The 13,637-nt window shown below is 70.5% G+C and carries 14 protein-coding genes; 11 read left to right on the top strand and 3 right to left on the bottom strand.

The features are described from left to right. Positions 1-245: 245 nt before the first annotated feature. The 6 genes from EV385_RS14385 (at position 246) to EV385_RS35060 (ending at position 6,957) form a co-directional block, all read left to right on the top strand. Positions 246-935 carry a response regulator transcription factor gene (locus tag EV385_RS14385; RefSeq protein WP_242624876.1) on the top strand — a complete coding sequence of 230 codons (690 nt, stop codon included), beginning with the start codon at positions 246-248 and terminating at the stop codon, positions 933-935. Beyond that, on the top strand, positions 932-1,972 hold the full coding sequence (locus EV385_RS14380) for a HAMP domain-containing sensor histidine kinase (RefSeq protein ID WP_130509937.1): 1,041 nt from the start codon (positions 932-934) through the stop codon (positions 1,970-1,972). Before EV385_RS14385 ends, EV385_RS14380 begins: the two co-directional genes overlap by 4 nt. 205 nt (positions 1,973-2,177) lie before the next feature. Beyond that, positions 2,178-3,725 carry a DUF4153 domain-containing protein gene (locus EV385_RS14375; protein ID WP_130509936.1) on the top strand — a complete coding sequence of 516 codons (1,548 nt, stop codon included), beginning with the start codon at positions 2,178-2,180 and terminating at the stop codon, positions 3,723-3,725. A gap of 79 nt (positions 3,726-3,804) precedes the next feature. Continuing rightward, a complete protein-coding gene (locus EV385_RS14370; RefSeq protein ID WP_130509935.1) occupies positions 3,805-4,218 on the top strand; it encodes a DUF485 domain-containing protein in 414 nt (137 codons plus the stop codon). Next, on the top strand, positions 4,215-5,849 hold the full coding sequence (locus EV385_RS14365) for a sodium/solute symporter (RefSeq protein ID WP_130509934.1): 1,635 nt from the start codon (positions 4,215-4,217) through the stop codon (positions 5,847-5,849). The genes EV385_RS14370 and EV385_RS14365 overlap by 4 nt, the downstream gene beginning before the upstream one ends. 136 nt (positions 5,850-5,985) lie before the next feature. After that, entirely contained in the window at positions 5,986-6,957 is a 972-nt protein-coding gene (locus tag EV385_RS35060; RefSeq protein ID WP_242624875.1) for a septal ring lytic transglycosylase RlpA family protein, read from the top strand. Positions 6,958-7,026: 69 nt separating this feature from the next. On the opposite strand, the gene EV385_RS14355 is transcribed toward EV385_RS35060, so the two are convergent. The 3 genes from EV385_RS14355 to EV385_RS14345 all read right to left on the bottom strand — a co-directional run bounded on the left by EV385_RS14355 (position 7,027) and on the right by EV385_RS14345 (position 9,072). Continuing rightward, positions 7,027-8,535, bottom strand: coding sequence for a glycosyltransferase family 2 protein (locus EV385_RS14355; protein ID WP_130509933.1), 1,509 nt, complete (start codon positions 8,533-8,535; stop codon positions 7,027-7,029). Between the two features lie 96 nt (positions 8,536-8,631). Continuing rightward, complete coding sequence (locus EV385_RS14350) at positions 8,632-8,838, bottom strand: hypothetical protein (protein WP_130509932.1); 207 nt, start codon at positions 8,836-8,838, stop codon at positions 8,632-8,634. A 48-nt stretch (positions 8,839-8,886) separates the two neighbouring features. Next, positions 8,887-9,072 carry a hypothetical protein gene (locus EV385_RS14345; protein WP_130509931.1) on the bottom strand — a complete coding sequence of 62 codons (186 nt, stop codon included), beginning with the start codon at positions 9,070-9,072 and terminating at the stop codon, positions 8,887-8,889. 242 nt (positions 9,073-9,314) lie between these two features. Here EV385_RS14345 and EV385_RS14340 point away from each other — a divergent pair, with 242 nt between their 5' ends. From EV385_RS14340 to EV385_RS14320, 5 genes are all read left to right on the top strand, one after another. Beyond that, positions 9,315-9,860, top strand: a complete 546-nt coding sequence (locus tag EV385_RS14340; RefSeq protein ID WP_130509930.1) for a UTRA domain-containing protein — start codon at positions 9,315-9,317, stop codon at positions 9,858-9,860. Continuing rightward, positions 9,848-10,414, top strand: a complete 567-nt coding sequence (locus EV385_RS14335) for a flavin reductase family protein (RefSeq protein ID WP_341273993.1) — start codon at positions 9,848-9,850, stop codon at positions 10,412-10,414. The genes EV385_RS14340 and EV385_RS14335 overlap by 13 nt, the downstream gene beginning before the upstream one ends. 129 nt (positions 10,415-10,543) lie before the next feature. Continuing rightward, positions 10,544-10,897 carry a DUF485 domain-containing protein gene (locus EV385_RS14330; protein ID WP_130513301.1) on the top strand — a complete coding sequence of 118 codons (354 nt, stop codon included), beginning with the start codon at positions 10,544-10,546 and terminating at the stop codon, positions 10,895-10,897. Beyond that, the gene (locus EV385_RS14325; RefSeq protein ID WP_130509928.1) at positions 10,897-12,570 is read left to right on the top strand and encodes a solute symporter family protein; all 1,674 of its coding nucleotides are present in this window, start codon (positions 10,897-10,899) and stop codon (positions 12,568-12,570) included. The genes EV385_RS14330 and EV385_RS14325 overlap by 1 nt, the downstream gene beginning before the upstream one ends. Before the next feature lie 61 nt (positions 12,571-12,631). Beyond that, positions 12,632-13,597: an NAD-dependent epimerase/dehydratase family protein gene (locus EV385_RS14320; protein ID WP_130509927.1), complete on the top strand. Its 966-nt coding sequence runs from the start codon at positions 12,632-12,634 to the stop codon at positions 13,595-13,597. Positions 13,598-13,637: the final 40 nt, after the last annotated feature.

The following is a 13,637-nucleotide window of genomic DNA, read 5'->3' as shown; positions in this document are numbered from 1 at the left end:
CCGGGCCAGCCGCTTCCACAGGGTTTTCCACACCCTCGGGCAGGTTTTCCCCAGGGTTATCCACAGGCTCGACGTCCTGGCCATCAGGTACGCGCCGCGCGGCGGCCGATCTCCACCATTCGTTCACAACGCCACCCCCCTGCCTGCACGGATGATCAATAGGCTCCTCATCCGGGGTCGGTGGCCACGGGGGTGCACCGGTCTTGCGCCGCTCGCGCACGATGCGGGGCGGAACGGAGGGCGACGTGGAGACTACGGTGCAGCGACGGATCCTCGTGGTCGAGGACGAGCGGACCATCGCCGATTCGGTCGCGGCCCGGCTGCGCGCCGAGGGGTACGCGGTGGAGGTGGCCGGGGACGGCCCCGCGGCGGTGGCGGCGGCGCGGCATACCCCGCCGGACGCGATCGTCCTCGACGTGATGCTGCCCGGCTTCGACGGCCTGGAGGTGTGCCGCCGGGTCCAGGCCGAGCGGCCGGTGCCCGTCCTGATGCTGACCGCCCGCGACGACGAGACCGACCTGCTGGTCGGGCTCGCGGTCGGCGCGGACGACTACCTGACCAAGCCGTTCTCGATGCGGGAGCTGGCCGCGCGGGTGCACGCCCTGCTGCGCCGTGCCCAGCGCAACGCCGACCGGGTGGGCGCCGCGCCGCTGCGCCTCGGCGACCTGGAGATCAACCTGGCGGAGCGGCGGGTCTCCCGCGCCGGGGTCGAGGCGCACCTGACCCCGACCGAGTTCGACCTGCTGGCCCACCTCGCCCAGCATCCCCGGGCGGTGCTGCCCCGGGAGCGGCTGCTGACCGACGTGTGGGGCTGGGCCGACACCTCCGGCACCCGTACGGTCGACAGCCACGTCAAGGCGCTGCGCCGCAAGCTCGGCGCCGACCTGATCCGTACGGTGCACGGCGTCGGCTACGCCCTCGAGGTGACCCGGTGAGGCTGTGGCGGCCGCTCGACCCCGTACGGTCGATCAAGGCGAAGTTGTCCCTGGCGCTCGGCTTCGCGGGCGGGGTCGGGCTGCTGGTGTTCTGGTGGAGCATCGACTTCATGCGCGTGGAGCTGTCCTGGCTCGCGATCGCGGTGGCGCTGGCGCTGGTGACGCTGCAGGTGATGGCGCACGGGGCGACCGTGCCGCTGCGCGAGATGACCGTGGCGGCCCGCGCGATGGCGCGCGGCGACTACACCCGCCGGGTCCGTACCCGGTCCCGGGACGAGGTCGGCGAACTGGCCGCCGCGTTCAACCAGATGGCCGCGGACCTGGCGGCCGCGGACCAGCACCGGCGCGAGCTGATCGCCAACGTCTCGCACGAGCTGCGTACGCCGATCACGGCGCTGCAGGGCCTGCTGGAGAACATCGTGGATGGGGTGGCCGAGGCCGAGCCGGAGACGATGCAGACCGCGCTGTCGCAGACCCAGCGCCTCGGTCGCCTGGTCGCCGAGCTGCTGGATCTGTCCCGGCTGGACGCGGGCGTGGTCCCGCTGGCCCGGGACCCGATCGACGTGGCGGATCTGCTCTCCGACGTGGTCCGCGAGGCGACGGTCAACGCGACAGGAGCGGGCCGTGACGTCCGTTTCGCAGTATCCGCGCCGAACGTCGTGATCTGCGGCGACCGCGAGCGGCTGCACCAGGTCTTCGCGAACCTGCTGGACAACGCCGCCCGGCACAGCCCGCCCGGCGGCACGGTGACCGTCCGCGCCGAGCACCACCCGTCGACCACCGAACGCCTGCTCGTCGCCGTGACGGACGAGGGCGACGGCATCCCGCCCGGGGAACGGGAACGGGTCTTCGAACGGTTCACCCGCGGCGAGCGCGCCGCCGGTGGCGGCACCGGCCTCGGCCTCGCGATCGCCCGTTGGGTGGTGCACCTGCACCAGGGGACGATCGCGGTCGTCGACCCGGCCGGGCAACCCACGGCCGGGCGGGCACGGCCCGGCTGCCACATCCACGTGACGCTGCCGCTGCAGCCCGCCTGACCGGGAGGTCAATGTGCCCGAATCACCCAAGCCACCGCCCTCGGCCGTGAGCGCGACCGGCCCGGAAGGTATGTCCGGTCAAACCACCGACGCACCGGCCGCCTCGGCTCCGGGATCGTCTGCGCCGGTGGTCGCGGGCTCGACGACGGTCGCGCCGCGCCAGACAACGCCCAGTCAGACCACGCCGAACTGGGGCACACCGACCATGACGCCGCTGCACGGGCCCTGGGTCCCGGTGTCGCCGTGGGGACGCGACTGGGCCGGACCGGGACGACCCGCCTCGCCCGCGACCCTGCTGGCCGTCGCGGTGGCCGCCACCGTCGCCGCGCTGAGCCTGCCGCTCGACCGGGGCGGTGCGGGCTGGATGGTCACCGCGGCGATCGGGGTCGTGGCGCTGGTGGTGGCGCGGCTCGCGCCGTACCCGCAGCCGCCGGGCGCCCCGGTGCCGCTGGTGTCGTGGCGCGGACCCGCGCTGTCACCGGCCCGGTACTTCTGGTCGGCGGCGACGGTGCTGCTGCTCTCCGCCGGGACGCTGCGGGCCGCGGGCTGGCTGTTCGCGCTGTGCGTACTGACCGCCGCGGTGACCGGCGCGCTGGCCGTGGCGGGCGGCCGTTCGCTACGCGGCATGGTGGTGGCGACTGTGCTGGCGGCGTTCTCGGTGCTGCGGGCGCTGCCGTGGGTGGCCCGGGGGCTGGCCCGGATCCGGCGCGGCGGCACGGGCGGCTCCGGCACCCGGGTCGTGGCGACGGCGGCCGTGTCGGTCGCTCTGCTGGTGGTCTTCGGCGCGTTGTTCGCCTCGGCGGACGCGGCCTTCTCGCGGATGCTGGACTCGATCGTGCCGGACATGCGCGTGGACACGGTGGTGCGCTGGTGCTTCATTTTCGCGGTGACGGCGGGGCTGCTGTCCGGGGCGGCCTACCTGCGCGCCGCGCCGCCCGATCTGTCCGGGTGGGACCGGCGCGGCACGCGCACCGTCCGTCGCCTCGAATGGGCCGTCCCGCTCTGCCTGCTGGTCGCGATGTTCGCGGTCTTCGTCGGCGTGCAGCTCACGGTGCTGTTCGGTAGCCAGGCACACGTGCTGAGAACCGAAGGCCTCACGTACGCGGAGTACGCCCGCAGCGGCTTCTGGCAGCTGCTCGTGGTTACCGGGCTGACCCTGCTGGTGCTGACGGGCGCGGCCCGGTGGGCACCGCGCGAGAGCCGCACCGACCGGGTGCTGGTCCGTGCCGTGCTGGGCGCGCTGGCGGGGCTGACCCTGGTGATCGTGGCCTCTGCGCTGCACCGGATGAATCTGTACGCGGACACGTACGGCCTGACCCGGCTGCGGGTGCTCGTCGCGCTCTGCGAGCTGTGGCTGGGTGTGGTGTTCGTGCTGGTGCTCGTCGCCGGGGTGCGGCTGCGGGCCACCTGGCTGCCCCGGGTGGCGGTCGGTGCCGGGGTGTTCGCGCTGCTCGCCCTGGTCGCGGTGAATCCGGACGGGCTGATCGCGGACCGCAATGTGGACCGGTTCGTCCGTACGCACAAGATCGACACCTGGTATCTGTCGACGCTGTCGCCGGACGCGGTGCCCGCGCTGGACCGGCTGCCCCAGCCGGAACGCGACTGTGCGCTGGGCCCGATCGCGCTGGGCCTGAACGCCGACCCGGACGATTGGCGCGGCGCCAACTACGGCCGCTCCCGCGCGCGCGATCTACTGGCCTCCCGCCCAACAACATCCGACCAACCCTGCCCGATTCCGTACGGTTCGGACTGATTGGAATGGCAGATAGGGCGAGCAACCTAGGGCTCTGGACGGGCTTGACAATGCTCGGGTCGCCGTCAGACTGCCCGACATGGCCACTGACGAGGTGCCTCCCTGTGACGGCATCGGCGGGGGCGGGTCGCGGCGTACCCGCGTCGTGTTGGCGCAGGTGGCGGCGCGCCGGGCTCCGGCCGACCGGGCGCGTGCCGATCTCACCGAGCAGACCCCGGTCGGGGAGGCACTGGTCAAGGGACTGATGCGGGCACAGCTCGCGCTGGCCCTGCGGCTGTCGCTGGTGGTGTTGGCCGGCCTGGGTTCGCTGCCGCTGCTGTTCGCGGTGGCCCCGGCGGTCGGCACGGCGAAGGTGCTCGGCATCAACCTGCCCTGGCTGCTACTGGGATTCGGCTCGTTCCCGTTCCTGGTCGCGGTGGGCTGGGCGTACGTGCGCTTCGCCGAACGCAACGAGCAGGACTTCACCGCCGTGATCCGCAGGCCCGAGCCGTGAACCCGTACGTCGTCCCCGGCCTGGTCCTGGTCGTGCTGGTCACGATCGCCATCGGCGCGTACGGCCTGCGCGTCTCCAGAACCACCTCGGATTTCCTGGTGGCGTCGCGGTCGGTCAGCCCGAGCTGGAACGCGGCCGCGATCGGTGGCGAGTACCTCTCCGCCGCCTCCTTTCTGGGCGTCGCCGGGCTGATCCTGCGCTACGGCGTGGACGTGCTCTGGTATCCGGTCGGGTTCGCGGCGGGCTACCTGGCGTTGCTGCTGTTCGTGGCGGCCCCGCTGCGTCGCTCGGGTGCCTTCACGCTGCCGGATTTCTGCGAGGTACGGCTGCGGTCGCCGATGCTGCGCCGCCTCGCCACGGTCTTCGTCATCTTCATCGGCTGCCTGTATCTGGTGCCGCAGTTGCAGGGCGCCGGGCTGACCTTCACGACGGTCACCGGCGGCACGTACACCTGGGGTGCGGTCGTCGTCGGTCTGGTGGTGACGGCCAATGTGGCGCTAGGCGGGATGCGGGCGATCACCTTCGTGCAGGCGTTCCAGTACTGGTTGAAGCTGACCGCACTGGCCGTACCGGTGATCTTTCTGGTGTTGCAGTGGCAGGCGGACGGACGGCCGGCGGTCACTTCGCCGAACGGACCGGTGTTCCCCGCCGCGACGACTGTCGAGATTCACCACGACGCGGTGTTGCGTGTGGACGGTGCGGTCAGGACGGTCCACAGTGGGGACTCCGTGACATTCGCGGCCGGGGATCCGGTGCCGGAAGTGAGCACCGTGGATGTACACCGGGGCGCCGACTGGCTGCTGCCCGCGCGGGAGGGTGGGCTGTTCGTCACGTACTCCCTGATCCTGGCCACCTTCCTGGGCACGATGGGGCTGCCGCACGTACTTGTCCGGTTCTACACCAACCCCGACGGCGCCTCGGCCCGGCGCACGACGCTGGTGGTGCTCGGTCTGGTCGGTGTCTTCTATCTGCTTCCCACGCTGTACGGGGTGCTGGGACGGATCTACGCCCCGCAGTTGTTGATGACCGGCCGCACGGACGCGGTGGTGCTGGTGCTGCCGGAAGCGGCCCTGGGATCCGGAACGCTCGGCAGGTTGCTGGGCGCGCTGGTGACCGCCGGGGCGCTGGCGGCGTTCCTGTCGACCTCGTCGGGCCTGCTCACCAGCGTCGCCGGGGTGGTTTACACGGACGTGCTGCATGCCGACCGGGGTGGCTCGGTTCGGGACTTCCGGCTGGCCACCCTCCTGTCCGCGGCGCTGCCGCTGACCCTGTCGGTGTACGTGGCGGACCTGGACGTCTCCCGCGTGGTTGGTCTCGCGTTCGCGGTGGCGGCGTCCAGCTTCTGCCCACTGCTGGTGCTGGGCATCTGGTGGCGGCGGCTCACGGATGTGGGTGCGGCCGCGGGGATCCTGGTCGGCGGCGGCGCTGCGATGGTGGCGGTGCTGGTGACCGTGCTGGGGCCGCCGCTGTCCGGATGGCCGGCGCGGTTCGTGGGACAGCCGGCGGCGTGGACGGTGCCGCTGGCGTTCGCGGTGATGGTCGTGGGGTCGCTGCTGACGGCTCGGCGGGTGCCGCGAGACGTGGGCGCGACCATGCTCCGCCTGCACGCTCCGGAGTCGCTGCGGCTCTGACCAGCGCTCGGACCTGCACCTTAAATAACTTTAAGTAATCTGAACTGAACCCCGCGACCCCGCCCTCCCGTAGTCATCGGTGCTGCAACGGGCAGTGCTCATGACGCGAAGGAGCGGGTGCATGTATCGACGCGGGATGACGGGGCGAGCACGCAAGCTGATGATCGGGGCGGCCGCCGCGACGCTGGTCGGTGGCGCGTTCGCCATCAGTACGGGCATCAGCAGCGCCGGGGAGAACTGCGGCGGACTGGACCAGGCCCTACAGAACAACCTGAACTTCATCGCCGGCCAGAAGGCGAACCCGGACGCCCAGTCGGACGCCCGCATCGCCAACCGCCAGGCGGTCGTCGACCTCATCCAGCAGCGTCGCGCCGCCGCCGGCTGCACCGCCGACGTGGCCGCGAACAACGGCAACGCGGGCCAGGGCAACGGCAACGCCGGTAACGGCAACGCCGGTCAGGGCAGGGGCTCCGGTGAGAGCTGCGCGGGCCTGGACAAGGCCCTGCAGAACAACCTGAACTTCATCGCCGGCCAGAAGGCGAACCCGGACGCCCAGTCGGACGCCCGTATCGCCAACCGCCAGGCGGTCGTCGACCTCATCCAGCAGCGTCGCGCCGCCGCCGGCTGCAACGGCAACGCCGGAGCGGGCAACGGCAACGCGGGCCAAGGCAACGGCAACGCCGGTAACGGCAATAACGGCAACGCGGGCCAGGGCAACAACGGCAACGCGGGCCAAGGGAACAACGGCAACGCCGGTCAGGGCAACAACGGCAACGCCGGTCAAGGGAACAACGGCAACGCCGGTCAGGGCAACAACGGCAACGCGGGCCAGGGCAACAACGGCAACGCCGGGAACGGCGCGGGCGAGGTCGTCTGCGCGAACCAGCAGGTGACGACGACCGGCTCGGGCGGCAGCACCGCGCTCAGTGGCACGTTCCCGGTCGGCACCAAGTTGAAGGTCACCAACCAGGCCAACAACAAGTCCGTCACCGTCGAGGTCGAGGGTCCGTCGGGCAGCTGTGTCCTGCTCAACGAGGGCGCGTTCGCCCAGATCCGCGAGCCGGGCAAGCAGCTGGTCCGGCAGGCCGTGGTCGAACGGGTGGGATGAACGGGGGCTCACCCGTCGCGGCCCGGACCAGCCCCTGAGGGTTGGTCCGGGCCGCCCCGTTGCGGGACGTCAGCTCGTCAGCGCACCGATGATCAGCGACGGAATCCACATCAGCGCGTACGGCACGAGCACCAGCAACAGCATCGGCCCCGCCCCGCCCTGACCGGCGGCGACGCTCGCGCCGACCACGGCCACCAGCGTCGCGACGTTCAGGGCCCGGATCCGGCGCGCGGGCGCCACCCGTACGTTCTGCTTCTGGCGGTTGGTCTTCGGGGTGACGAACCAGGACTGCGCCACGTTGCGGAAGCCCTTGATGTTCGCGATCGCGTAGGTGTGCACCACGGACAGCGCGATCCAGCACGCGGCGGGGATGTAGAGCAGGTTGACCCACTCGCGCTTCTTGATGGCGTGCACGACCAGCGGCGGGACGCCGCTGAACAGGGCGATCAGGGCGCCGATGGCCAGCGGGACCCCGACCGGGCGCAGCACCTCGTCCGGCGCCGGGACGGCCCAGCCGAGGGCCGAGCCCGCGACCGCGACCAGCGCGGTCAACACGCTCCACAGCAGCGCGAGCTCAATGCCGAGGGCGACCGTGTAGTACGCGTTCTGCCGCAGCAGGCTGAGCTTGGTGACCAGGCCCAGCGAGGAGCGCAGCACCGGGCGGAAGTACTCCCTGAACGTACGGGCGGAACCGGTGGCCCAGCGCTGCTGCTGGCGGCGGAAGGCCTTGTAGTTCGGCGGCACCTCGCCGATGTTCGTCACGTCCTCCAGGAAGACGCCGCGGAATCCGGCCAGGTAGAAGCGGTTCGACAGGTCGATGTCCTCGGTCAGGTGGCCCGCCCGGAACCCGCCAACCCGTGAGAGCGCTCTCAAATTGAACAGCGCACAACAACCCGTGAACAGGATCATGTGGTCCAGCCGCTGCCGCCCCGGCAGATCGACGAGGTAACAGGCCTCTTCGCTGATCGCGAGGCAGCGCTGGAAGTGTTCGCCCCGCCCGTGGTGGTAGAGGCGGGTCGTCTGCACGTACGCGATGTCCGGGGCGGCCTCGATGACGCTGAGGCAGCGTTCGACCGCGTCGGCCTGGGGTCGCCAGTCGGCGTCCAGCAGGTACATGTAGTCGAAGCCGCGCTCGTGCAGGTAGCCCTCCAGGGCCTTGAGGTTGCCCGCCTTGAAGCCGGTGTTCTCGGCCCGGTGGAAAAGGACGAACCCGTCGGACTCCCACAGTTCGACGTCGTTGCCGTTGTAGCGCACCGGGGTCGGGCCCGCGCACCCGTGCGCGGTGGCCAGCCCGCGCAACAGCGCGATGGTTTCCGGGTCGGTGGAGTCGTCACCGACGATGACGGTCTTGTTCGGGAAGGTCAACTGCGCGCAGGCGGCGACGGTGTCCGCGATGACGGCGCGCTCATTGAACGAGACGATGACGACGGCCACGCGGGCGTCCGGCCGCGGCGCGACGGTCGGAATCGGCTTCTTGAAGAATGCGGCCACGCTGTATGCGTACGTATGCACCGCGAAGAATCCGAAGTAGACGATCAGCAGGAGCGGAACTGACAGCAGGAGGGTGGAGATCACCATGGCGACCCACCGTACGCGAGCAATTTTCACGGGAATTGAACGGAGAAGTGTCCGTTGTGTAGCGCGCCAGTGAGCCTGGCCGCACCCGCGCCGGGCTCATCGACCGAGTGTCACGCCCACGCTACTCGCCGACCGCGAGGTATCGAACTCCGAGCGGATCCGCGCCTGCCCGGTCCGGGCGGCCAGGTCCAGGGTCAGCGCGGTGTCGGGGCGGCGGTCCGTGCCGCCAGGCGGCGGATCGCCGGTGACTCCGAACAGGATGTCCAAGCCGATGGTGAGCCGGTCCGGCGCCGGATCGGGCAACGTGATCCGCAGATGCAGGAAGCTCTCGTCGTAGGTGGCCGTCGGCCGTCACCGGCATCGGCGCCCATGAGGTGCCTGCGGGGGTGGTGAGAGCGCGTTGAGGCCCGCGATCGCGTTCTCGTCGGTGGCGGGCTCGGAGCGGTTACAGGAGGATCCGGTCAGCATGAGCATCATCAGGACGGCGCAGACACCGGCCATCAGCCGACCGCCCGGGGTGCCCACACCGTCTGCCACGGGTACTCCCCATCACCAGATCAGTGACTTCTCCGCCGCACCTCCTCATCCATCGGATTCGTTCCAAAGTGGGGTGATTAGCTCAGGGTCAATCGGTACGGCAACCCGGGTCGTGGCGGAGGCGGCGCGGCGCCGGTCCGCGGGGTGATGGCTCGCTGCCCCTCAAGTTCGACGCTGGCCGCAGCGCAACAGATTCCGATCGGGCAGCATGGCTCGGAGCGGCGTAGCGGGAGGCGATCGGAATGACGGACCAGCGCGGCGAAACGACGTCCGATCCATACGTACGCGCGGGCGCGGGCGACGCGTGGTCGGCGGACGCCGCCGCCCGAGGCAAGTCAGGCAGTCAGCGCCTGCTCGATGTGTCCGTCACGGCGGAGGTCCCCGCCTCTGTCCGAACCGCCCTGCGTCTGAACGACACCGACCGTGTGGTTCGCCGGCGCCGCCTGATGCTGCTGGACGACCGTCCGGTGGAGATTGCGACGTCCTACTACCCGGCCTCCATCGCGGCCGATTCTGATCTCGCCAGCCCAGGAAAGATTCGGGGTGGTGCGGTAGCCGCACTCGCCGCAATCGGCCACGCTCCCGCCGACGTCGTCGAGCAGATCATCGCTCGCCACCCGGAGGCGGACGAGGCGGAATTGCTGGATGTGGAGTGGCACGAGCCGATCCTCGTCCTGACCCGTACGAACGTCGATGCCGCGGGCCAAGCCGTTGAGCACGCGGTCAACTGCATGGTCGCGCGGCTGTGCGGACCCCTCACCTACCGGATGCGACGATCGGCTACGTGAGTTCTCCGGAGGGCGAGAATGATCCTGTGAATCCGATCGAGCCCGGCGCGCAGATCCACTCCACGGACCCGTTCGCCACCCCTGACCAGGAGCGCTCACCGCTACGTAGGCTGCGCGGCCGCCTCGCCGCCGCGGTCACCCTGTGGACCGCCCCCGGCCCGGCCGGCCTCACCGTCTCCTCCGTGGTCGTCGCGGACGGCGACCCCGGCCGGATCGCGGGCCTGGTGGACGAGGAAAGCGACTTCTGGGACGCCGCCTCGGTGGCGGGCCGCTTCGCGGTCATCCTCCTCGACGTGGACGACCAGCAGCTCGCCGACCGCTTCGCGGGCCTGATGCCCGCACCGGGCGGCCTGTTCGCGCAGGGCGCCTGGGAGCAGACCGAATACGGCCCGGTGCCCGCCGGGGCCCGCACCTGGGCGGGCTGCCGCCTCGACGGGTCACGCCCGTTCGGCTGGTCGCTGCTGGTGGAGGCGACCATCGAGACGGTACGGCTGGACGCCGCCCCGGATCCGCTGGCGCACTTCCGCGGCCGCTACCGTCGCCTGGCCGACTGACCGATCGGCGCAGTGGGACGCCCGTTCGGCGCACGTCCCGACCAGCCTCCCCCACCTGGCCCGAACTCCTTCGTACGGTGCGCGAAAGACCCGCCCCCACGAAGGTGGTGAGCCACGTTGACCACGGAACTGACCCCCGATGACCCGGGACCCGGGACCCGGGACGTCACGACGGCGGACCGGTACGTCGCCGTCCAGCAGTCCGCGGAGTTCGGCGAGCTGCGGCACAAGCTTCGCCGGTTCATCTTCCCGACCACGATCGCGTTCTTTCTCTGGTACGCGCTGTACGTGCTGCTCTCGGCGTACGCGCGGGACTTCATGAGTATCAAGATCATCGGCAACATCAACGTCGCGCTGGTCTTCGGCCTGCTCCAGTTCGTCTCGACGTTCCTCATCGCCTGGTACTACGCCCGGTACGCCGCCAAGGAGCTGGACCCCCTGGCCGACAAGATCCACGCTGAGATCGAGAGCGGGGAGGCGTGATGGAACCGCATCTGTTCGCCGCGGAGGCGGCCACCTCGACCTCCCGTACGCTGACGATCACGCTCTTTCTGGTCTTCGTCGCCTTTACCTTGGGGATCACGGTCTGGGCCAGCCGGCAGACCAAGACCGCGACGGACTTCTACGCGGGCGGCCGGTCGTTCTCCGGCTTCCAGAACGGCATGGCCATCGGCGGGGACTACATGTCGGCCGCGTCGTTCCTGGGCATCGCCGGCCTGATCGCCCTGTACGGCTACGACGGCTTCCTCTACTCCATCGGCTTCCTGGTCGCCTGGCTCGTCGCGTTGCTGCTGGTCGCGGAGTTCCTGCGCAACTCGGGCCGGTACACGATGGCCGACGTGCTGGCGTTCCGGATGCGCCAGCGTCCGGTGCGCACCGCGGCGTCGGTCTCCACTATCGCCGTGTCGATCTTCTACCTGATCGCCCAGATGGTCGGCGCGGGGGCGCTGGTCAGCCTGCTGCTGGGCATCAAGGCGGACACCACCTTCCTGGGCATGGACGCGGACACCGCCAAGGTCGCCACGATCATCCTGGTCGGGGCCCTGATGATCATTTACGTGGTGGTCGGCGGCATGAAGGGCACCACGTACGTGCAGATCGTCAAGGCGTTCATGCTGATGGGCGGCGCCCTGGTGATGACGCTGCTGGTGCTGGCGCACTACAAGTTCAACCTGTCCACCCTGCTGGGCGACGCCGCCAAGGCGTCCGGCAAGGGCGACGCGTTCCTCGAACCGGGCCTGCGGTACGGCGTCGAGAAGCCCACCGCGCTGGAGACCTTCTACAGCAAGATGGACCTGTTCTCGCTCGGCATCGCCCTGGTGCTGGGCACGGCCGGGCTGCCGCACATCCTGACCCGGTTTTATACGGTCCCGACGAGCCGGACCGCCCGCAAGAGCGTGCTCTGGGCGATCGGCATCATCGGCACCTTCTACCTGTTCACCCTGGCCCTCGGGTTCGGGGCGGCGGCCCTGGTCGGCGGCACGGCGATCACCGCCCAGGACAAGGCCGGTAACACCGCGGCCCCGCAGCTCGCCCAAGCGCTCGGCATCGACTACTTCGGCGGGGAGACCGGCGGGGCGGTGTTGCTGGCGATCATCGCGGCGGTCGCGTTCGCCACGATCCTCGCCGTGGTCGCGGGCCTGACGCTGGCGTCGTCGTCGAGCGTGGCGCACGACTTCTACGCCAGCGTGATCCGCCGCGGGCAGGCGTCCGAGCGCGACGAGGTCCGGGTGGCCCGGATCGCGGCGCTGGTCATCGGCGCGATCGCGATCGGGTTGTCGATCTACGCGCAGAGCCTGAACGTGGCGTTCCTGGTGGCGCTGGCGTTCGCGGTGGCGGCCTCGGCGAACCTGCCCGCGATCCTGTACAGCCTGTTCTGGGGCCGGTTCAACACCTCCGGCGCGCTGTGGGCGATCTACGGCGGCCTGACGTCCGCGATCGTGCTGGTGTTCTTCTCACCCGTGGTGTCCGGCTCGCCGACCGCCATGTTCCCGGACCAGGACTGGCACTGGTTCCCGCTGAACAACCCCGGGATCATCTCCATCCCGATCGGCTTCTTCTGCGGCTGGCTCGGCACGGTGATCTCCAAGGAGCAGGACAGCGTCAAGTACGCCGAGCTGGAGGTCCGGTCGCTGACCGGGCACGGGGCGCACTGATCCGCGCGTGACCGGGGCCGGTGCGCGATTCGCACCGGCCCCGGTCGCTATCGTGTCCCGCATGGCAGTCACGCAGAGGTACGGCCCCGGGCATCGGATTCTGGTCAGCGGGGGCGGCGGCTTCGTGCCTTCGCACGTGGTGGACGCGCTGCTGGCGCGGGGGTGCACCGTCGTGGCGCTGGACAACTTCGTCACCGGCTCCCGGGACAACCTGGCCCACCTCGCCACCGAGCCCCGCTTCACGCTGGTCGAGGCGGACGTGACCGAGGGACTGCCGGCCCACCCGGCGCTGGCGGACCGGTTCGACGCGATCCTGCACATGGCGTCACCGGCCAGCCCGACCGACTTCGCCAAGCTGCCGATGGAGATCCTCAAGGTCGGCTCGATCGGCACCATGGCGCTGCTGGACCGCGCGGTGGCCGACGCGGCCCGCTTCCTGATGGCCTCCACCTCCGAGGCGTACGGCGACCCGCTGGTGCACCCGCAGCCCGAGTCGTACTGGGGCAACGTCAACCCGATCGGCGTGCGGGCGGTCTACGACGAGTCGAAGCGCTTCTCCGAGGCCGCCACGATGGCGTACCACCGCTACCACGGCCTGGACACGGCCATCGTGCGGATCTTCAACACGTACGGGCCGCGCATGCGCCCGGACGACGGCCGCGCGATCCCCACGTTCATCAGCCAGGCGCTGCGCGGGGCCGCCCTGACCGTGCAGGGCACCGGCACCCAGACCCGCTCGATCACGTACGTGGACGACCTGGTCCGCGGGATCCTGCTGCTGCTCGACTCGACCGAGACCGGGCCGATCAACTGCGGCACCGAGCACGAGATGACGATGCTCGACCTGGCCCGGCTCATCGTCGAGCTGTCCGGCAGCAGCTCGACGATCGAGCTGGTGCCGCGCGCCGCGGACGACCCGGAGAAGCGCCGTCCCGACCTCACTCTGGCCCGCACCCTGCTGGGCTACGAGCCGCAGGTCGGGCCCGAGGAGGGGCTGCGCCGGACGATCGAGTTCTTCAGGAACTGATCAATTCGGGCGGGTAGTGAACTTCTCACGAAGCGTAATT

It is taken from the genome of Krasilnikovia cinnamomea (assembly GCF_004217545.1).
In the GTDB taxonomy this organism is placed as follows: Bacteria; Actinomycetota; Actinomycetes; order Mycobacteriales; family Micromonosporaceae; genus Actinoplanes; species Actinoplanes cinnamomeus.
This window is presented reverse-complemented; position numbering and strand designations above follow the sequence as displayed.